Raw genomic sequence first — 21,784 nt, forward strand, 5'->3', positions numbered from 1 at the left:
AGTTAAGCTCTTTAGCGCCGATGGTAGTTGGGGGCTTCCCCCTGTGAGAGTAGGACGTCGCTAGGCACCTGAAAAAGTCGAGGATTTATTCCTCGACTTTTTTGTTTGCAATTTTTTAGTAAACGTTAACCCTACCTTATTAGTTGAAGAAGTGTCGACATTATATAGCCCAGGCTCAAAATTAATTAGTACTTGGGCTTTGGTGTTGCATTATCAAATCATTTTAGCCATTGTAATATTCGTAATTTCATAACCCATTTTTTCATATAAGCCACGTGCAATTTTATTATGACCAAAAACGTTTAGACCAATTTTATTCATACCTAACTCTTTAGCAATAATTTCAGCTTCTTTCATTGCTTTCTTGCCATACCCCTGCCCTTGATATTGTTCAAAAATCACAAAATCATATATAAAACCTTCATTAGGATTTGTAGGCGCCTTTTGCGAAATCCAAATCATTCCAACTAAGATATCGTTGTGAAAGATAGAGAATAAATGATTATTCTCGGTCTTCTCATTTTGTGGTAGTAGTCGTTCAAATGATTCCCTCGACAAGTCAAGCGCTTCATCTTCAGTCCAATTTCCGGAAGCAATCTTGTCTTTTGCGTAGTCTTCAATTGCATAGCTGATATATTGTTTGAACTCCTTTGGTTCATAGGTTTTAATGTAATCAATTTATTTTCCTCCTATTCTATTTATTTAATTTTAGCATCTTTTTAAAATTTCCGATAATGATACTTGAAACCGCTCATCATACAATCCAATTAAACAAAACATAAAAAAAGTGGAGTTACTATCATAAGATAGTAACTCCACATAGCTTGCTGATGAAATTATTTCCAATTAAAACCCTTTTTCGCTAAGAAATCTTTGATATGAGGACGGCGTTGTTCAATTAAAAAATCAGCCATTTGCTTTGTCCAGTTATCAATTTTTCGATTGGATGAGCGAGAATTGTAGTATGCTTCCATTGTGTCGTTGTAAGCTGGTAAAAGCTCCTCGTATTTTTCTGCATTGTACTCATTTTCATGTAATACTGCTGCGACAGGTAAACGAGGTTTTACTTCATTGCGACGAGCAGGAACTCCAATTGTTAAGCCGAATAGTGGGAAAACATAGTCAGGTAGATTGAATAATTCGCTTATTTCTTCAAGCTTATTACGCACTCCTCCAATGTAACAAATTCCATATCCCATAGATTCTGCGGCAACGACAAAGTTTTGTGCGAATAATGATACATCGGCTACTCCAACAAGTACGTTTTCTGCCGAATCAGCTACAATGTCTACACCTTCTAATTTACCTGCTGATTGAAGACGTTTGAAATCTACACAAAAGACAAAGGCACCGCCAGAAGTTTCGTATTGACGAGGATTACCAGAGAGCAATCCTAATTTTTCTTTTTTCTCGGCATCTGTTACCCAAATGACACTATAAGCTTGTACAAAATGTGATGTAGCAGCCATTTGTGCAGTAGCAATTAATTCTTCAATAATTTCTTTTGAAATCGGATTTCCATCATAAATACGAACCGAAGAGTGGTTCCGTAATAGTTCTTTAACCATTTATAAAATCTCCTTTTTCCCTTTATATATACCAAGAGCATATCACGCTTCGTCTTCAAAATCGAATTTTTTCGATGTTGAAGTTATTTTCAGATAATTTACGAATGCATAAAATCTCTCGTATAATAAAATATTTTGTTGGTTATAGATTAAAAATTCTAAATAGTTTAAAATTATGTATGGACGGTTTATTTGGTTAGATTTCTAATAATTGGATGACTATACCAGTGGATTAAACCGAGTAATTAGTTGAATAAAAATAAAGTCGGATGGAGGAATAAGGGATGGCAGAAAAGTTGGCGAAAAAGCTTCGTAATGAACAGCTACGGAGCAGGGTTGTAACAGCAGAAGAAGCAGCATCTTGGATTAAAGATGGTATGGTACTTGGAATGAGCGGGTTTACACGTGCTGGTGATGTTAAAGTGGTACCTCTTGCACTTGTGGAGAAAGCTAAAAAAGAGAGCTTCCAGGTAGATGTGTATACAGGTGCATCACTTGGCCCAGAGGTTGACCAATACTTAGCGGAAGCTGGCGTTATTCGTAAACGTGGACCTTTCCAAGCGGATGCTGGTATTCGTAACAAAATCAACAGTGGTGAAATCGCATTTGTTGATGCTCATCTTTCACATAATGCGGAGTTAGTACGTCAAGGCATTATTGGTCCTATTGATTTTGCGATTATTGAAGCAGCTGCTATTACAGAAGACGGCTTACTAATTCCTACAACTTCAGTTGGTAACTCTCCGATTTTTGTGCAAGAAGCAGACCAAATAATCATTGAGTTGAACGTAGCTCAGCTTGATGCATTAGAGGGTGTCCATGATATTTTTGTACCAGGTCCACAGGGAAAACGTGATCCAATTCCATTACAAAATGTATCCGATCGGCTTGGCGCAATTGGCATACCACTAGATTTAGATAAAGTAAAGGGCATAGTGATTTCAGATATTTTAGATGCGCCATCAACGATTGTTCCTGCAGATGAAGAAACAGATATTATGGCCAATCATTTATTAAATTTCCTACGAGAAGAAATTAAAGTAGGTCGTTTAACAACAAGCTTAAGACCAATTCAATCCGGTGTAGGCTCAGTTGCAAACGCCGTTTTATTAGGTTTTAGAGATTCTGAGTTTGAGAACTTAGAAGTATATTCAGAAGTACTGCAAGATGCAGTATTCGAATTAATTGATGCAGGAAAAGTAAACTTCGCATCTGCTACTTCTATTACCCTTTCCGAAGAAGTAGGAAACCGAGTTTATGGTGATTTTGAAAAGTATGCAGATAAGCTAGTATTACGTCCGCAAGAAATCTCAAACCAACCAGAAATTATTCGCCGACTCGGGTTAATTTCTGTTAATACAGCACTCGAAGTAGATATTTATGGGAATGTGAATTCTACGCATGTTTCTGGCACGAAAATGATGAATGGAATCGGTGGCTCTGGAGACTTTGCACGTAATGCACGATTAGGTATTTTCGTCACAAAATCTTACGCGAAAGGCGGAAATATTTCTAGTATCGTTCCAATGGTATCGCATGTAGACCATACAGAGCATGATGTAGACGTTATCGTAACAGAGCAGGGAGTAGCAGACTTACGTGGGCTGGCTCCAAAAGAACGGGTTGGGCTCATTATCGATCACTGTGCACACCCGGAATATCGTGAGCAATTATGGAAGTATTTTAACGATGCCAATGAAGCAACAGGTGGGCACCATACGCCACACGAACTAGAAAAAGCGCTTTCCTGGCATGTGAATTACGCAAAAAATGGTACGATGAAGAACCCTGCTTTATTGAAATAATAAAGTAATAAAAGCCTTGAAGGACAGTTGACCGGTTCCTTCAAGGCTTTTGATTGTTATTAATGTTGTCCCGAAAGTTTAGGTAGCCCCGCGAAGTGATCGGGTAAGCCCGGTAAGTGATCGGGTAACCCCCTTAAGTGCTCAGGTGTCCAAAGAAAACCCTAGCTGCTTTTTACAATAAGCTAATCCATTTCCAATATGTTGCGGAGAATAGAAGAACTAGGATGTATCCAATAATCGTTAATGGAATACCAGATTTTAAGAAATCCTTTGTTGTAAAGGCTCCTGTACCATAGGCAAGCATATTTTGCGGTGCACTAATAGGTAAGAGGAAGCCGAAGCTAATAACGAATTGTTGTACGATAACGAAACCAATCTGATCGACATTAGCCGTTAATGTTGAGGCTAAAACGATAAATACTGGTATAAGTGCAGATGCTAAGCTTGTTGCACTCGCAAAGCCTAAATGAATAAGAATATTAAATAAAGTGACAAGCGCAATTGTTGCAAGAATTGGCATAGAATCTAAACCGAGTGAACCGAATACCTTATCAGATAACCACGATGCACCTTTAGTATTAAGCAAGACTGTTCCTAGCATAATTCCTACTGCAAAGACGATAATTGTTCCCCAAGGAATATGAGGCTCAACTTGCTTCCACGAATAAACTCCGATTTTTGGCATTAATAAAATGGCGATTGCAACGATTGTGACGGTTGTCGTATCGAATGGGTGGAGTTTACCCTCTGCTGCCCAGAAAAATAGTAAAACTACCGATGTGATGATTAATCGAATTTCGGGAGCTTTTAATGGACCAAGTTCCGCAAGCTGTTTTTTGATTACTTCTTTACCACCTTCAATATTACTTGTTTCAGGTTTAATTAGTGTAATCATAATGAAAAATAGAGCCACTGACATGATGATTGAGAAGGGGGCAGCGTAAAGTAACCAAGCACCCCAAGAAATATCTACATCGAATTGTTCTTTGATGAAATTTAAAGCGACCATATTTTGAGCTGCTGCCGTTTTAATACCGATGTTCCAAATGGAAACAGCTTGTACAGAAGTAATGACTAGTAAAGCAGCAAGTCGACTATCACGTGGTAAACCAAATGCTGCTACCATTCCGAGTAGTATTGGTACAACTGCGCCTGCACGTGCAGTAGCAGAAGGGACAAAGAATGCGAGTGCAATAGATACTAAAATAGCACCGAATACAATGGCTTTCGTTTTTGTCCCAACTAGTGAAAGTATCCAAAGCGCAAGACGTTTATGTAAATTCGTAATTTGCATGGCTGCCGCTAGGAAAAGAGCTGCGGCTACTAGTGCAACTGCAGAATTACTAAATCCGCTTAATGCTAACTTTAATGCATCCGATGTTCCTAACGCTCTCGTTGGATCTTCCATTGACGGAGCTAGCCCTAGTAAGATTGTAACGAGAGCAATAATCATGGCAGAGCTAACGGGATAGGATACTGCTTCTGTAACCCATAGGATGACCGCGAAAGCTAAAATAGCCAAAGCTCGTTGTCCGGCTACAGGTAAATCGCCGTTGTTAGGTAAAAAAGTAATGATGATTAATGAAGCGAAGGCTAATCCAATCCAGAGTGGTTTCAAATTACGTTTCTGTTTTGCTTGTTCAGAAGTAGACATACTTTTCATCCTTTCTTAAACATGACTGTAATTTTCACATCGGCTAGTAAAATGCTTTATTAAGAAAGTTAATTTGTCTAATTATTGTAAAAAAACTAGTATGTGAAATACCCTCTATTTATAGCGATAATGGGCAGTTGCGAGAAAATATACGGTCAAAGAAAAGACAAAAATATCCAAAAGATTTTATTTTTTCTTTTTGAATGCTGAAGTTACTTTAGGCTCAGTTCCTAGCATCAATCGCTTAATATTTTCGATATGCAAAATGATGGCTATACCAAAAAGTAATAGGGCTAAAATCGTTGGGCCAACTCCAGGAATCCATAAATAAGTGGCTGTACAAAAAACGAGATAAAATTCAAGTACACCGACAATTAAATAGTTCGTCACGAAAGATAAAATAACAAATAAAATGAGTGCAAACAAGCCAATTTTCCAATCAATCGCAAGTAATATTCCTATGATTGAAGCAGTTCCTTTACCGCCATTGAAGCCCATATAAAATGGGAAATTATGACCTAGAATGACACCGGAAGCTACGATATAGATGAAGAGCCAAACTTGTACTTCTGTTAATTGTGTTATATCTGCTAAATAAACATGTGCACCGATTATAGCTGCAACGCCTTTACCGATATCGATCAGTGCAACTAATATGCCGTATTTCCAGCCAAGGGAAAGTGTTGCATTAGAGGCACCTGCATTGCCATGACCGGCCATTTTTAAATCTACCCCTGATAAAAACTGAGCAACTTTAGAGCCGTGAATACAGCCAATCAAATAACCAACAAGAAGAAAAATAATAACGGCTTTTATCATAAAAATTCTCCTTTCCAAATAATGGGTTCATCACAAAAGTTCTAACATTGTGTTAGCCCGAAGCCCCTAGGAAACGCCCAGCTGAAACGGAAATCAGTCCATGCTTTGGTGACCAAAACAATAAATATCTAAAATAGTGTATGTGTTTGGATTACGTAAAGAAGCAGACAGAAGTTTCGGAAAAAATAAAATTTTAGTATTGACAGAGAAAAAGTCTATGTTTATACTTTGTAACAACGATGGAAATTGAATCTCATACTCTTATCAAGAGCGGCGGAGGGATAGGCCCTATGATGCCCGGCAACCAGTAAGTGACGAACTTGCTAAGGTGCTAATTCCTACAGATTCTTACTTGGATCTGGCAGATAAGGGGAGGAAAACTTGCAACCGCAACCCTCTTCTTAGCTGAAGAGGGTTTTTGTTTTCTACTGAAAAAATCCTCCTCATCTCCGGTACCATCGTAAAAAAATAACCATTTGGAGGTATACAATGACAAAATTTAAACCAGAAACATTGCTGTTACACGGTGGCCAAGAGCCAGACCCGGTAACAGGATCTCGTACAGTACCCGTATATCGCTCAACGGCTTTCGTTTTTAAAGACACTGCTCATGCGCAACGTCTTTTTGCCTTAGAGGAAGCTGGTAATATTTACACTCGTATTACAAACCCAACTGTAGATGTTTTTGAAAAACGCGTCGCTTTATTAGAAGGCGGTACAGCAGCAGTAGCACTTTCATCTGGTGCAGCAGCAATCGCGTTTTCCATTTTAAATCTTGCAGGGGCAGGCGATGAAATTGTTGCAGGTAGCTCTTTATACGGAGGTACTTATAATTTATTCGCTAACACACTACCAAACTACGGTATTAAAACGATTTTTGTAGATGAAACAAATCCAGAAAATTTCAAAGCTGCTATTACTGATAAAACAAAGGCCGTGTTCGCTGAAGTTTACGGTAACCCAAGTTTAAAGGTACTAGATATTGAAGCAGTAGCAAATATAGCACATGAAAACGGCTTACCATTAATTATTGATAGCACATTTGCTTCACCATATGGCTCTACACCAATTGACTACGGTGCAGATATCGTTGTTCATTCTGCAACGAAATGGATTGGTGGTCATGGAACAACTTTAGGTGGCGTTGTAGTAGATGCAGGGAAGTTCGATTGGACTCGTGGACGTTTCCCAGGCTTTACTGAGCCAGATGCTTCTTATCACGGTTTGCGTTATGGTATTGACACAGCTGATGCAGCATTCGCCACAAAACTGCGTGTGCAACTGCTACGTGACTTTGGACCAACATTAAGTGCTGATGCGGCATTTAATTTATTACAAGGTTTAGAAACGCTTCATTTGCGTATTCCTAAACACAATGAAAATGCATTAGCAGTAGCTGAATATTTACGAAACCACCCATCTGTGGAATATGTAAATTACAACGGCTTAGAAGATTTCCCTACCCATAATTTAGCTAAAAAATATTTAAGAAATGGCTTCGGTTCTGTACTTACATTTGGCATTAAAGGTGGACGTGAAGCAGGGCGTAAGTTAATCGATAGTGTGAAATTATTCTCACACGTAGCAAATGTAGGGGATGCTAAATCATTAATTATTCATCCAGCATCTACTACACATCAGCAACTATCTGCTGAAGAGCTAATCCAAACTGGCGTAACCGAGTCGCTCATTCGCTTATCAATCGGTTTAGAGGCAGTAGAGGACATCATTGCAGATTTAGAACAAGCTATTGAACAAGTAACAGCTTCACAACAAGAAGTAGAAGCTTAATAAATAAAATACATTGGCTAATGTTGTAGCGTTTACGTATTTTCTCATTCGATAGGCCTCATTTGGTAATGCGTCAAACGTTGCTACATCATCCGCTCGCCTCATTTGGTGAGAGTAATGAAATGGTTTAAAATTAATACCAAGTAATTTTATAAGTATTGTTGACTTGGTTAAATCCTTGTTTTATACTAGGAAATAAGAAAAGTGTTCGAAGGGCTACCAACCTAGAACCAATTTAAAGCGCCGACTTGTTGATCGGTAAAGTGTTTTCAATTAATGCTCAAACTAATTTAGTTTCATAAGTGCTCCCCCACTTTTGAATATATGAAGCGGAGTAGTTACTCAGCCAGTAGCTACTCTTATCTACAAAACTGATGATAAAGGAGTGTTTTAAATGGGAAATGTGTATAGTGCGCAAAACATTGCATCTTATCTTATTTATGAATTAAATGAAGGTCATGTGTTTGTGAACAACATGTCCATTCAAAACATACTTGCGTCAGTTGAGCGTAAATGGCAAGAGATCTTTGGACATTCTGCTTTTAAGGAAATGGTTTATGTCAAAGAGGAAGGCTATACAGTAAAAGAAGTTTTCGAAGCTTATGAAAGCTATGGAGCAAATCATATTCCTCTACCTGCGACAGAGTATTATTTAAAATACGGCACATTCCAATTAGTTGAACGTACGTATGCAATACCAAATTTTACGCAGGAGGAAATAAGACTGGTGCAACAAGCTTTAACACAATATCGTTATAAATTGCTAGCCAAAGCTAGTTAATTATCCCTCATATATTTGGCTCATTCTCTGCTGCTACAGGGAATGAGCTTTTTAAATTAGATGATGAAGATATACAGAAAAAATTTTATTAATATATTTCAAAAGAACAATTTTTATGAATGTCTTTACATACATATATATAATAGAAGAAAGGCATTTATTTTCTTCTTTCAGTAAACATCCACTGAAATAGAGGAACTCAGTCTAAGAACGCCACGTCCTGTAGCAATTTATCTGTGCGAAAGCGCAGCGACAGCAACACACGACTGAGTGACCAACATCACGTTGGCCCAAAGCCTCCGGCGGATGTCACGGAATCGGAAAGGAGCTCACATAGGATGTTAGCCTAAAATCATCGCATCCATGCGATAACGGCTAACTGACCTGCATCACGCAGGCCTAAGCACAAAGCCGATTCCGGACGCAATTATGCCGAGGCATAATTGGTAAAGAAACGTCAATATTTGTTCAATTATTATAGATTCAAGTGAAAAAACATATAATAAAAGGGATGAAAACGATTTCCTTTGCACGTCTACAGGAAACAAATGTCCATCCTAGAAAGATTTTTCTTGTGCAATGTATGTATTTACGTTACAATTTTCTTTAAGTTGATTTTTGAATTATTTGAATTTGTTTGTTTCACAGTGTATCTTCATTCAGAATGTTTTTTGTAGCGAAAGTGAAACGCCATGACTAAATATCTGTTTGAAGACGAAGTGTTAGAAACACGGCAAACTGACCTGCTTTGTATAGTCGGCACACAATTCAAAATCTGTAAGAATTAAGCTGAGACGAAATAAATATAATGAAACTGCGGAATGTAAGTTGGAGGGAATAGGAATGGCAACTATAAAGGCAGCTATATTAGGATTTGGAACGGTAGGTCAAGGAATTTACCATATATTAAACGAAAAGCGTGAAGAGCTTAAAAATAAATTAGGAATTGAGCTAGAAGTAGCAAAAATTTTAGTTACAGACACTAGCCGTGAACGTGTACCAGGTACCGCGCATTTAATGACAACTAGTATGGATGAAGTCTTAGCAGAACCAGGTATGCAGGTTGTTTTTGAGGCAATCGTCAATGAGGAGCCAGCTTTTACTTATTTAAAGCGCGCTGTTGAACATAAATGTCATGTCATCACAGCTAACAAAGTAATGTTTGCAAAACGAGGCTTGGAGTTACAGGATCTTGCAAAAGCGAATGGTGTTTTTGTAGGATTTGAAGCAACGACCGCTGGCGGTGTACCAGTTATTAAAACGATGAAAAACATTTTGCTTGTCAATGATGTTAGTCGTATTCAGGGTGTTTTAAATGGGACATCCAACTATATTTTAACGAAAATGCGTTCACAGGGCTGGTCGTTCGAAACTGCATTAAAAGAGGCGCAAAATTTAGGTTATGCGGAGGCAGATCCATTTAATGATATCTCAGGACAGGACGCCTTCAAAAAATTAATGATTTTAAGTGCTTTGGCATTTGGTGAACAACCAGACTGGTCTGACGTCGAAGTAGTCGGAATTGATAGCATTTCGGCAGAGCAAGTAAAAGAAGCGTGTGAAAAAGGCTTGCGTTATCGCCATGTAGCTGAGGTTGAGAAGCTAGCAGATGGTAAAGTGGTCGCGAAGGTTGGGCCGCAATTAGTTGATAAAGAACATCCACTTTATCCAGTTGATGACGTCAATAATGCTGTGGCATTGGACACAAATTATATTGGCACATTAACGCTAATTGGACCCGGAGCAGGTATGTATCCAACAGCTAGTGTAATGGTTGAGGATTATGCGGAAATTATCGGTAAACGAGCTGGATTTGTCGTAACAATATAATAGATGCCTATCATTCAACAATGTTCTAATTGTTTGAATGATAGGCATTTTTTAATCCTCATCTTTAACATCAATATCCTCTGGAATAGGTGTATTCCGCCAAATCTCTATTTCCTCTTTAATACGATCTAACTGCTCAAAATAAGTGCTGAACTGCCCACTATTAATCAGTATTTGGTCCCCGTCGTATACTGAACGAATACGGCCCTCGTAAACTAGGCGAAGTACTTGATCTTCTGGCATACTAAGTTCGATGGCTGTTTCTTCAATTGTTTTATACATAAATTTCGCTCCTTTTATTGTTTTTATTATAACCCCCCTTTAATAGAAAGCCTACTATGGGTTAATAAATGAAAGAAAAAGGAAAATGGTAATTGTTTGATTTTGGATAAATCTGTATTATTAATGTTAATGAGTAGTGACGGTCGAGGGACAATAAATGAAGATTAGCTAATACCATTTTGCCAAGTAAAATAAACTTTCTGAAATGGTCATGGGAATTGACAATTTTAGCTGCTGCTAGCATTGTGTTATTCAAGGTCTTTTTTTCTCATCAATTCGTCTTACAGGTGTAGCTATTGGAACCGCTGTAACGATTGGTAGCTCTCCTGTCTTTTGTGATGCTTTAGAATGAGTACTATGGAAATCACAGCCGACAAAGGTGTGGCGAATAGCAACTGTAATGGCAATTTGTTAATGAGGAAGGGGCTGTCCGTATGGGGGGAATTGGACTAGCCCTTTCTGCTGGTCTTTCCTTTGTAAATATATGTTGAAACATATGCCCTGTATATAAGTTGATTGGAGTGGGGCTTTAACTTCTTTCAGCGGATATTTGGACACCCCTGAAAGAATTAAAACCTTAAGAAATTCTTCATTTTTATAATAACTGGTTTTTAAGATTTAAAAGGTACACTATTAATTGAGAGCGAGGTGTATATCATGACGAAACTAACAGTTCTTGTAACAGACGATGATCAAGATATTCGTGATGGTATTGAAATCTATTTAAAGAATGAAGGCTACAATGTCATTAAAGCTGCTGACGGCTTAGAGGCAATCGAAAAATTAGAAAACAATGAAGTACATTTAATTATTTTAGATATTATGATGCCAAATATGGATGGAATTACAGCGACGTTTAAAATTAGAGAAGAGCGCAATATTCCAATTATTATGCTTAGTGCAAAGGCGGAGGATGGCGACAAAATTCATGGTTTGTCTGTAGGTGCAGATGATTATGTTACAAAGCCTTTTCATCCGTTAGAGCTATTGGCTCGAGTAAAATCTCAGCTGCGACGTTATGTACAACTTGGGACGTACAATGAGGAAGCAGCAAAGGTAGAAATCGACGGACTTATATTAGATGAAGATGCAAAGGAAGTCATTTTAGAAGGCGAGCCTGTTCGATTAACACCAATTGAATATAAGATTACGGAATTATTAATGAAAAATGCAGGGCGTGTATTTTCGATAAGAGAGATTTATGAGCGTGTGTGGAATGAGGAAGCTTACAATGCAGAAAATATTGTGGCTGTACACATTCGAAAAATACGTGAAAAAATCGAAGCAGATCCGAAAAATCCACGCTATTTAAAGGTGGTGTGGGGCGTTGGCTATAAAATGGAAAAATAAAATAGAGCAGTATGTTACAATTGCAGGATTTGTAGCAGGGGTTATTGGACTAATTTATTTCGGTGTGTATGCCTATCAAATAGTAACTGCACGCTCTTCGGGAATGCTACAATTGCTTGAGAGAATTTTTTAGAGAGGAGTTAAAAGTATGTTGAAAAATTGGAAACCTCTTCTCGCTCTTATTTGTTTAATCTGGGTAATATTCGGTATATTTACGTTCTCTAATATCGGGTACCAATATATTGGGAAGTCGTATTTTCAATCTGAAAGTTTCCAGGGTGAACTAGATAATTTTCAGTCAGAATTAGGACCATTAGTAATAAATTTACCGACGGCTGAAGATTTAAAAAGTAAAATTGTGGTTACGCAAAGCGAAATTGAAGAACATCGTAATTACTATGGATCATTAGGACAACAGATAGATAATATTAAAGCTCAATATGAAGGACGTATTCAAGAAGCTGCTAATGTAAATGCAACGGAATTAAAAACAAAGCTTGAGAAAGAGCGGGATGCAACAATTAAAGATATTACGACTAATTTCGAGGATGATGAGCATGTCCGTAAAAAAATTCTGGCTCAAAAGGAAGAGCTTGTTGATCAATATATAAAGGCAGCAAAAGAAGAAGCAAAGAGTTTTGTGAAAAATAATAATTATTGGTCTTATGAATTAACGAACACTGAAACAGGCAAAACATATCGTTCAGGTGATGTTTCGGATAGTAGTGCGTTCAAAATTAAGTATAACGGACAACACCCATTAACTACTTGGAATATAAGTAATAATTTAAACCAATTTGTTTACCGAACTGATACCTACGTGGATATAGAGGATTTGAGGGAGACTTCTGATTACACTGGTATTATAACCATCTCAAAAAAATCTGCACAAGCAGTCGACATCTTGGAAGGATATGACCATTTTACACGCAATCAATACACATTCTACTTTATATGGTTAACGAGTATTGTGGCAGCTATTTTTGCATGGAAAGGGCGTAAAGAAGTACTGCAGATGGTACAAGGTTTAAAGGAAAAAGAAGCTCTTGCAAAGATGAAAATTGATTATCAAATTGGATTATTATTAATAAGCGCATTCATATATTTGATGGCATCTTATATTGCTTTTGAATCGATTGAGTTTGTTTCTTATCAATCTAACTATGTACATTACTTAATTAGTTTGCTGTTTAAAATAGGTGTCTTAATCATTATTGCAATGCTGTTCTTTGTACAGCTTATTTGGTTGTATGATCGAGTGAATACAGCACAGAAATTAAAGGAGAACTTAAAAGCTAGCTATTTATGGTCACTTGGCGAATCAATCACGGATTTATTTATAAATCGTTCCATTGCATCACATTCTATTGTGATGATTGTGGCAGCATTTTTCGGTGGTGGAAGCCTTGTTGCTTCAATGCTAAGAGGTAGCGGATTCACCGTTCTAGTATTGGGCATCTGCGCAATAATCGGTATTCCAGCTATGATTCTCTTCCTTTCTAGAATGGGCTATTTAAATCGAATTATGAAGGACACAAAAGACATGGCAGAAGGGCGTTTAAATCGCGATGTCAAGGTAATGGGCAAATCACCACTCGCGGGGCATGCAGAAAATCTTAATCATTTAAGAGAAGGCGTACGCACATCTATGCATGAGCAGGCAAAAAGTGAGCGTTTAAAAACAGAGCTTATTACGAATGTTAGTCACGATTTACGCACGCCGTTAACATCTATTATTACGTATACAGATTTACTGAAAAATCCTGATATTACTGAGGAAGAGCGTAAGCAATACATTCATATCCTTGATAAAAAATCAGAACGTCTAAAATTACTCATTGAGGATCTTTTTGAAGTGTCTAAAATGGCGAGTGGTAATATGGAGCTTCATCGCACTCGAGTTGATTTAACCCAGCTTATACAGCAAGCGGTAGGGGAGCATGAGGAAGATTTAGCACAGGCTCATTTAGATTTACGCCTGACAAAACCAAATGAGCCAATCTACGCGTATGTGGACGGACAAAAATGGTGGAGACTGATCGATAATTTAATCGTTAACGTATTGAAATATGCATTAGAAGGCACACGTGTCTATGTAACATTGAAGCGTACTGCTGAGGGCGATGCAGAATTCACAGTGAAGAATGTTGCAAAATATGAAATTAGCGAGAATGCCGATGAGTTATTTGAACGCTTTAAGCGAGCGGATGCTTCACGCCATACAGAGGGCTCAGGGCTAGGCTTAGCCATTGCACAATCCATTGTAGATTTACATGGTGCTCGTATGAGTATAGAGGTAGATGGAGATTTATTTAAAGTAATCGTTCGAATTCCAACAGCATAGACAAAGAACAGCGGCAAACATTTTGCCGCTGTTCTTTTACTTTGAAAAACAACTTTGGCCGTTCTATCTGCGACTTAGCTGTTCTATCCACGATTTTGCCGGTTCTATCCGCGATTTCGGCTGTTCTATCCACGGTTTTGCCGGTTCTATCCGTCATTTCGGCCCTTTATTCCGTCGCTTAGGCAATTTCATCCGTCGTTTCAGTACTTCAATCCGTCGCTTAGGCAATTTCATCCGTCGTTTCGACCCTTTATTCCGTCGCTTAGGTTTCAATCCGTCATATCGAACCATCAATCCGTCGCTTAGGCCCTTTCATCCGTCGTTTCGGCCCATCAATCCGTCGCTTAGGCTTTTTCATCCGTCGTTTCAGCCCTTTATTCCGTCGCTTAGGTTTCAATCCGTCATTTCGGCTCATCAATCCGTCGCTTCGGCAATTTCATCTGTCATTTCGGCTCATCAATCCGTCGCTTAGGCAATTTCATCCGTCGTTTCAGCACTTCAATCCGTCGCTTAGGCAATTTAATCCGTCGTTTCGGCCCTTTAATCCGTCGCTTAGGTTTCAATCCGTCATTTCGGCTCATTAATCCGTCACTTAGGCCCTTTCATCCGTCGTTTCGGCCCTTTATTCCGTCGCTTAGGTTTCAATCCGTCATATCGACCCATCAATCCGTCGCTTAGGCCCTTTCATCCGTCGTTTCGGCCCTTTAATCCGTCGTTTAGGTTTCAATGCGTCATTTCGGCCCATCAATCCGTCGCTTAGACAATTTCATCCGTCGTTTCAGCACTGCAATCCGTCACTTCAACCCCTCGTTTTGCCGAAGAGCCATACTTGATTTAAATACTTAGTTATAAACCTAAATTCTTGGCTATAATCACTTTCATGACTTCATTGGTACCTGCATAAATGGACATGACAGGAATATCTCGATATCTTCTAGCAATCTTGTATTCCTCCATATAACCGTAGCCACCATGTAACTGCATGCACTGGACAGCAAGCTCACGTGCATTTTCCGTTATCCAGTATTTTGCCATTGAAACTTTTGTCACAACATCATTTCCTGCGATATGTTCCTCTATTAAAGATTCTAAAAATGATTTGCCGAGTTCAATTTTTGTCGCCATTTCAGCTATTTTAAATTGCGTGTTTTGGAAGTCACTAATTGATTTTCCGAAAGCTTCGCGTGATTTCACATAATCAATTGTTAAAGATAGCATGTCCTCAGCAGCCGCTTGCGCAGCTATGGCTACTGCTAGACGCTCTTGTTGTAGCTTTTCCATCATATAGATAAAGCCTTTACCTTCTTCTCCCAGGAGGTTCTCTACAGGTACGCGACAATCTTCAAAATATAGCTCTGCTGTGTCCTGCGCGTGCATACCAACTTTTTCGAGTTTGCGACCTTTTGTGAAGCCTGGTGTCCCGTCTTCAATGACAAGGAGGCTAATGCCACGATGCTTTTTTTCAGCCTGAGGATTTGTTTTTACGGCAACAACCGCTAAATTTGTATGAATACCATTTGTAATAAATGTTTTTTGTCCGTTGACGATATAGTGATCGCCATCACGAATAGCAGTAGTTTGGATGTTTGCCAAATCTGAACCTGTGCCTGGCTCCGTCATAGCAATTGCTGTAATATGTTCTCCTGTAACACATTTCGGTAGCCAGCGTGATTTTTGCTCATTTGAGCCGTATGCCTCAATATAAGGAACAACAATATCGTTATGCAGACCAACACCAATAAGGCTCGAACCTACACGCTCAAGCTCTTCTTGAATAATAACGCCAAAACTAAAATCGAGTCCGAGACCGCCATATTGCTCTTCTACTTGAGGGCATAGATAACCCATTTCCCCAAGGTTACGCCAAAATTCAAGTGGAATAAGATGATCTTTTTCCCATTGTGGATAGTTTGGCTCGGCTTCTTCTGCTAAAAACTTACGTAACGTTTTACGAAATAATTCATGCTCTGTTGATTCGAATTTATATTTTGCCATATGAACAACACCCCTTTTTCCCATCGTACATGCGTAAATTTTCTATTGCAATTATAATGTTACTGAAATATTCAGAAAAATTAAAGTATATTATTCATAGATTTTTTACGTAATCTTATAATCATAATGAATTGTAAGGAGGGGTCTTTCATAACATAATTTGATTTCATAGGCGCTTTCTTGAGGCGTCCGATGAGCGCTCTAAGGTCTCATCTGTAAACCAAAAGAGGTCTAATCATTTGCCTAGATTACGATATTGTCACTTCCCTAATTAGATTGTCATGTAAATCATACAATTAAATTACTAAGGGAAATATACACTTAATATCATGAGCTGTTGCTTGTCCTTTTGCACTTACTTTCTATCAGAGAGTGTTAAGTATAATGCTATAATCAACTAAGACTATATGAAAGTAGGGAACTGAAATGCCAAAAGTAATCGGTGGAATTCTTTTAATAAGTATATATAGTGCCTTAACTTTTTACTTAGGATGGGGATTGAGACAATGGCTTGTGGCAATAGGGTGGTTTCGATTTCCAATTTTATATTGGTTAGTACTGTATATCATTGCGTTTAGTATTGTTATCAGTAGATTGCATGAATCCTTACGGGTCTTTTCAATAATCCATAATTACTGGATGTTTATTTTTGAATACGGATTATTGCTTTGCTTGTTAGCACACTTGATTATTTGGCTAAGCCCCTTTAAAAGTGTACAAATCATTGGAAGTATAGCAATTGTTATGTTTTTTGTACTAAGTATTGTAGGCACTTATTTAGCATATTCGCCTGTTGTCCGTCATTTAGAAATAACGATGGATAAAAAGAGTAGTGAGCTAGATTCGATGAGAGTAGTGGTTGCATCAGATTTTCATTTAGGTGTTCTCTCAAATAAAAGACATTTACAGCGCTTTGTTACGTTATCGAATGAAGCACAGCCGGACATCGTCTTTTTAGCTGGGGATATTGTGGATGATGATCCTAAATGGTTTGTTAAAGATGGAATGGCAGATGTGATGAAGCAATTAACATCTACATATGGGGTGTACGGTGTATTAGGCAATCACGAATACTATGGCAAGAAAATCCCAGAATTTATTAAAGAGATGGAAAACGCTAATGTAAAAGTTTTGTGTGATGAAACTATTAGAATCGATAATGTGATAGTATTAACGGGGCAAGAGGATATTACAAACAAGGATAGAAAGCAACTTGATGCATTGAAGACAGCAGATGACTTGCCTTGGTTTGTCATGAATCATACCCCAAATGATTTAATGACGCCTGCAAAAATGGGCGTAGACTTCCATATGTCAGGGCATACACATAAAGGTCAACTATGGCCTAATCAGTATATAACGGCTCGTGTATTTGAGCTCGACTATGGTTATAAAATGAAGGAAAAAATGCATACACTTGTTTCATCAGGTTTTGGTTTTTGGGGTCCTCCAATGCGAATAGGCAGCCGTTCCGAATTATGGGTTGTGGATATAAATTTTCGTTAGTTGGTAAGTTGCCATGTCCCTCAGTCTACTCATAACTGAATGCTATAGTCATAGTATATGAAAAAGTGTATTTTATAATATGTTGGTATTTAATTAACAAAAGGTAAGGTGACAATGTGGATATCATTGAATTATTAAAGGCGCTTATTTTAGGCTTTGTCGAGGGAATGACGGAGTTTGCGCCAGTGTCGTCGACAGGTCATATGATTATTGTAGACGATATGTGGCTAAAGACAGAGGAGTTTTTAGGGAAGTATCCCGCCAATACATTTAAAATTGTTGTACAGCTTGGCTCCATTTTAGCCGTAGTCGTTGTTATGTGGAAGCGAATGTTAAATTTAGTGGGACTTTATAAAATTGATGGCCAATCGAAATCAGTGAAAGGTCACTTCAACTTACTACATGTGATTGTGGGTATGTTGCCAGCAGTTGTATTAGGTTTTGCGTTCAAAGATTTTATCGATGATCATTTATTTAAAGTAGAGCATGTTATTTATGCTTTAGTAGCTGGAGCACTTTTAATGATTGCTGCCGATAAATTAGCACCGAAAAGACCGAAAGTGGATTCTCTAGATAAAATTTCTTATGGTTTAGCTTTTAAAGTAGGGTTAGTACAATGTTTATCACTTTGGCCAGGATTCTCCCGTTCAGGGGCAACAATATCCGGTGGTGTACTATTTGGCATGAGTCACCGCGTGGCGGCAGATTTTACTTTCATTATGGCAGTTCCGATTATGGCGGGTGCTAGTTTAGTATCTGTACTGAAAAACTGGGATACGCTATCTATGGATTATTTTGGATTCTATGCAGTGGGCTTCATTAGTTCATTTATCTTTGCATTACTATCAATTAAATTCTTCTTAGCACTCATTTCAAAAGTGAAATTAATGCCATTTGCTATTTATCGTATAGTACTAGCTGCTGTACTAGCTGTTATTATCTTTATGTAAATAATAAAGTCACTCTTCTATTACAGAATGAGTGGCTTTTTTTACTTCTTTCAGCGGGTGTACAAACATCCGTACTTGTCGCTATGCTTTCGGTACAAAAGACATCCGCTAAAATAGAGGAATATGACCGACATCGTGTCGGCCCTCATGCAAGCCAAAGCACAAAGCGGATTCCGGACTGCGCGAAAGCGACATTTATGCCGAGGTATAATTGCTCAAATTAAGAAGAAATACATGGTTATAAGTATTGTTCAGTATGATTTATTGCTTATTGCAAAACAGATTTTTTTACCTATATATTGTCATTACAGTTGTAAAGAACTTATAATTGAATTCAGAGAGTTTTTTGTTTTCGGATTATATTCGGTAGAATAGACATAGACACAACGGGGTGGATAAATTGTTTCAAATTGGAAATAAGTCTAAGAAGAATACAATTGAGATTACTGATGAATCAAGTATAGGGGTTATTATTCAAGATCAGGAACGTTTACTACAGTTAAATCTAGTAAATTTAACTAGAGAAGATTTGCGATTAATTAGAAGTTTAAAACCGTATATTGAACGAAATGTTGAAGAGGTAGTAGCAGCATTTTATCATGCGATTGAGAGTGTGCCAGCATTACGTGAGGTTATTGAAAAGTATAGCTCTAGTGAGAAGTTACGCCAAACATTACGCCATCATATTATAGAAATGTTCGAAGGGCGTATAGACGATGCATTTTTGGAAAAGAGAAGGCGAGTAGCGAAAATGCATGTGAAGATTAACTTGTATCCTAAGTGGTATTTAGCAGCCTTTCAAAACCTTGAAAAATTTTTAAGAAAGATTGTTTATAAGCTTCAATTATCGAGGGACGAAGAAGAAAAGTTTTGTGATGCCATCAGTAAAATCTGCAATTTCGAACAACAGATTGTCTTAGAGGAATATGATAATTATGCTAATACATTAATGGAGAAGCAACAGGATAGTGTTCGAGCACATGTGAAGGAAATTATAGGTGGAATATCTACGCAGCTAGAAACTCAATCTCATAGTACCAATGAAACAGTAACCGAACTTGTTTATAACGCCAAGGAAGTGAATGAATACTTGAAGGAAAGTATCGATGAGGCAAAAACAATGCAAGAGGTATCGTCTGAAGGTTATTCTAAAATAATATTAATTAATGAGCAAACAGGAAAAGTTCATCATAAGACAGTTGAAATGTCGGGTATGGTGGAGCAATTAGATCATTCTTCCTCCAAAATTAATGCTGTTATTGAAATAGTAAAAAATATTTCTGGTCAAACAAATTTACTCGCGTTAAATTCGGCTATTGAGGCTGCGCGAGCAGGAGAGCATGGAAAAGGCTTTGCGGTCGTGGCGAGCGAAGTTCGTAAGCTTGCAGACCAGACGAAAACTTCGGTTGAACAAATTGCGGATCTCATAACTATGTCTAATGGAATTACACAACAAGTTGTTCAAGCAATTCATGAGATTCAAGAACTGGTGAACAATAGTATCGAGCAAAATGAGGAATCTTTAAAAGCATTTGATGCAATATCTGGCTCAGTAAACGGTTCTATCTCAAACTTCCAAAACGTCGGACTGAAAATAACGGAACTGGCGGAAATTATAGAAACGATTGGAGAATCTTCCGAGGAATTAAAACAAGTTGCCAATCGATTAGATACAACAATCAGGGATTTCTAACGACTATGCCCTTAACGTGAGGTTGATTTCCGCTAGTCTGTGGTGCTGATGCCCAAGTAAAAAACTGAAATTGTTCCGATAAAACGGGAAAACATTCCGATAAAAGCTAAAATTGTTCCGATAAAATGAGATTTTGTTCCGATAAATCTTCAAGATATTCATAATCATCACAATAACGTATGGTTAATTCCGTTCCGACTGCGCTTCGCTACAGGGTCTCGGGCCAACAGATGTTTTTTGTGCGACAGCGGCAACAGCACGATGTTGTTACGAAAGCGTTATCACAGGACATGATGGTTTTAGCCTTCGTTCCTCTATCGCTGATCCCCAATCCCAAAGAATAGCTATCACACACGCAAAGATAAGAAATCCCTAGAAAATGAGCGTTCTAAGTGTTACGCTATAGGCGAATTGAATTGAGGGGTGTTCGGAATATGAAAAAGAAATTATTTATTACACGAAAGTTCCCAGCGCATATAGTTGAACCGTTGAAAGAGTATTATGATATCGAACAATGGGAGGAGGAGGAAATTGTTATACCACGGGAAAAACTATTGGCAGCCGTTGCAGATTGCGAAGTATTGTGGGTAACGCTTGCTGATCAAGTCGATGAAGAGTTATTATTACACGCACCCAATCTAAAACTCGTGACTAATTTAGCTGTTGGATACAATAATATTGATGTCAAAGCTTTGCGTAAGCGTGGGATAATGGCGACTAATACTCCGGGAGTTTTAACAAATACGACTGCAGATTTAGTATGGGGATTATTGCTTGCTACTGCTCGAAGAATTCCGGAAAGTGAACGATATTTGCGTGAGGGTAAATGGAAAAGCTGGTATCCGATGCAATTAGTAGGTAAAGATGTTTCAGGTTCCACTGTAGGAATTATTGGTATGGGACGTATTGGCCAAGCTGTTGCTAGACGAGCAAAAGGTTTTGATATGAAAATTTTATATAACAATCGTAGACGTCGCCATGAGGTAGAAGAAATGTATGGCTTTCAGTATGTATCGTTGGAGGATCTTTTAAAACAATCGGATTTTGTTGTTATTATGACACCTTTTAACAATGATACGGTAGGACTTATAGGCGCAGAAGAACTTGCTTTAATGAAGGATGACGCGGTATTAATTAATGCATCACGTGGTGGCATTATCGATGAGAACGCACTTTATGAAACTTTAACAAGTGGTAAGCTGTGGGCAGCAGGCTTAGATGTCTTTGAGCAAGAGCCTATTGCGTTGGATCATCCATTGTTGACACTTCCTAATGTTGTAGCACTTCCACATATCGGCAGTGCCTCGCTTCAAACTAGAACTGCAATGCTGATGCTGAACGTTAAAGAGCTTACCGCATATGGGCAAGGTAAGGCTGTAACGAATCGAATAGATTAATAACACCGAAGATAATAGA

Annotated in this window: 17 protein-coding genes, 1 pseudogene and 1 riboswitch; of the genes and pseudogenes, 12 read left to right on the plus strand and 6 right to left on the minus strand. The window is 38.1% G+C overall.

The genetic code is table 11. The annotated features are described in order from the left end of the window. Positions 1-213: 213 nt before the first annotated feature. Positions 214-677 (minus strand): annotated as a pseudogene (locus ACMZ42_RS22125) (GNAT family N-acetyltransferase). A 159-nt stretch (positions 678-836) separates the two neighbouring features. Continuing rightward, a complete protein-coding gene (chrR, locus tag ACMZ42_RS22130) occupies positions 837-1,568 on the minus strand; it encodes a class II chromate reductase ChrR (protein WP_370082440.1) in 732 nt (243 codons plus the stop codon). Positions 1,569-1,852: 284 nt separating this feature from the next. Here chrR and ACMZ42_RS22135 point away from each other — a divergent pair, with 284 nt between their 5' ends. Further along, positions 1,853-3,373, plus strand: coding sequence for a succinate CoA transferase (locus ACMZ42_RS22135; protein ID WP_370082438.1), 1,521 nt, complete (start codon positions 1,853-1,855; stop codon positions 3,371-3,373). Between the two features lie 172 nt (positions 3,374-3,545). Here the strand turns inward: ACMZ42_RS22135 and ACMZ42_RS22140 are convergent, their stop codons facing one another. Together ACMZ42_RS22140 and ACMZ42_RS22145 are read right to left on the minus strand one after the other, a co-directional pair. Continuing rightward, positions 3,546-5,027 carry a DASS family sodium-coupled anion symporter gene (locus ACMZ42_RS22140; protein ID WP_415732794.1) on the minus strand — a complete coding sequence of 494 codons (1,482 nt, stop codon included), beginning with the start codon at positions 5,025-5,027 and terminating at the stop codon, positions 3,546-3,548. A 186-nt stretch (positions 5,028-5,213) separates the two neighbouring features. Beyond that, a complete protein-coding gene (locus tag ACMZ42_RS22145) occupies positions 5,214-5,846 on the minus strand; it encodes a glycerol-3-phosphate acyltransferase (RefSeq protein ID WP_370082434.1) in 633 nt (210 codons plus the stop codon). A gap of 258 nt (positions 5,847-6,104) precedes the next feature. Beyond that, positions 6,105-6,218, plus strand: a riboswitch (SAM riboswitch). 117 nt (positions 6,219-6,335) lie between these two features. Between ACMZ42_RS22145 and ACMZ42_RS22150 the strand changes: the two genes are divergently transcribed. The 3 genes from ACMZ42_RS22150 (at position 6,336) to ACMZ42_RS22160 (ending at position 10,248) form a co-directional block, all read left to right on the plus strand. Beyond that, positions 6,336-7,637, plus strand: coding sequence for an O-acetylhomoserine aminocarboxypropyltransferase/cysteine synthase family protein (locus ACMZ42_RS22150; protein ID WP_370082432.1), 1,302 nt, complete (start codon positions 6,336-6,338; stop codon positions 7,635-7,637). A 394-nt stretch (positions 7,638-8,031) separates the two neighbouring features. Beyond that, the gene (locus tag ACMZ42_RS22155; protein WP_415732795.1) at positions 8,032-8,418 is read left to right on the plus strand and encodes a hypothetical protein; all 387 of its coding nucleotides are present in this window, start codon (positions 8,032-8,034) and stop codon (positions 8,416-8,418) included. 843 nt (positions 8,419-9,261) lie between these two features. Continuing rightward, a complete protein-coding gene (locus ACMZ42_RS22160; protein ID WP_415732796.1) occupies positions 9,262-10,248 on the plus strand; it encodes a homoserine dehydrogenase in 987 nt (328 codons plus the stop codon). Between the two features lie 51 nt (positions 10,249-10,299). Here ACMZ42_RS22160 and ACMZ42_RS22165 read toward each other — a convergent pair whose 3' ends face one another. Then, complete coding sequence (locus tag ACMZ42_RS22165) at positions 10,300-10,530, minus strand: excisionase (RefSeq protein WP_053594071.1); 231 nt, start codon at positions 10,528-10,530, stop codon at positions 10,300-10,302. Positions 10,531-11,187: 657 nt separating this feature from the next. Here ACMZ42_RS22165 and ACMZ42_RS22170 point away from each other — a divergent pair. Genes ACMZ42_RS22170 through ACMZ42_RS22185 form a run of 4 tightly spaced genes read left to right on the plus strand, consistent with a single transcriptional unit; the run spans position 11,188 to position 14,696 of the window. Next, entirely contained in the window at positions 11,188-11,880 is a 693-nt protein-coding gene (locus tag ACMZ42_RS22170; protein ID WP_415732797.1) for a response regulator transcription factor, read from the plus strand. Further along, complete coding sequence (locus ACMZ42_RS22175; protein ID WP_370082424.1) at positions 11,858-12,013, plus strand: hypothetical protein; 156 nt, start codon at positions 11,858-11,860, stop codon at positions 12,011-12,013. Before ACMZ42_RS22170 ends, ACMZ42_RS22175 begins: the two co-directional genes overlap by 23 nt. Before the next feature lie 15 nt (positions 12,014-12,028). Beyond that, on the plus strand, positions 12,029-14,224 hold the full coding sequence (locus ACMZ42_RS22180) for a histidine kinase dimerization/phospho-acceptor domain-containing protein (RefSeq protein WP_415732798.1): 2,196 nt from the start codon (positions 12,029-12,031) through the stop codon (positions 14,222-14,224). 22 nt (positions 14,225-14,246) lie between these two features. Then, a complete protein-coding gene (locus ACMZ42_RS22185; RefSeq protein WP_415732799.1) occupies positions 14,247-14,696 on the plus strand; it encodes a hypothetical protein in 450 nt (149 codons plus the stop codon). 374 nt (positions 14,697-15,070) lie between these two features. Here ACMZ42_RS22185 and ACMZ42_RS22190 read toward each other — a convergent pair whose 3' ends face one another. After that, the gene (locus ACMZ42_RS22190) at positions 15,071-16,219 is read right to left on the minus strand and encodes an acyl-CoA dehydrogenase family protein (RefSeq protein ID WP_415732800.1); all 1,149 of its coding nucleotides are present in this window, start codon (positions 16,217-16,219) and stop codon (positions 15,071-15,073) included. 426 nt (positions 16,220-16,645) lie between these two features. Between ACMZ42_RS22190 and ACMZ42_RS22195 the strand changes: the two genes are divergently transcribed. The 4 genes from ACMZ42_RS22195 to ACMZ42_RS22210 all read left to right on the plus strand — a co-directional run bounded on the left by ACMZ42_RS22195 (position 16,646) and on the right by ACMZ42_RS22210 (position 21,765). Next, positions 16,646-17,725: a metallophosphoesterase gene (locus ACMZ42_RS22195; protein ID WP_415732801.1), complete on the plus strand. Its 1,080-nt coding sequence runs from the start codon at positions 16,646-16,648 to the stop codon at positions 17,723-17,725. Between the two features lie 116 nt (positions 17,726-17,841). Then, a complete protein-coding gene (locus ACMZ42_RS22200; protein WP_415732802.1) occupies positions 17,842-18,675 on the plus strand; it encodes an undecaprenyl-diphosphate phosphatase in 834 nt (277 codons plus the stop codon). A gap of 391 nt (positions 18,676-19,066) precedes the next feature. Further along, a complete protein-coding gene (locus ACMZ42_RS22205) occupies positions 19,067-20,368 on the plus strand; it encodes a protoglobin domain-containing protein (RefSeq protein WP_415732803.1) in 1,302 nt (433 codons plus the stop codon). A gap of 434 nt (positions 20,369-20,802) precedes the next feature. After that, a complete protein-coding gene (locus ACMZ42_RS22210; RefSeq protein WP_402874794.1) occupies positions 20,803-21,765 on the plus strand; it encodes a 2-hydroxyacid dehydrogenase in 963 nt (320 codons plus the stop codon). Positions 21,766-21,784: the final 19 nt, after the last annotated feature.

Source organism: Lysinibacillus sp. NPDC056185, assembly GCF_047737915.1.
In the GTDB taxonomy this organism is placed as follows: Bacteria; Bacillota; Bacilli; order Bacillales_A; family Planococcaceae; genus Lysinibacillus.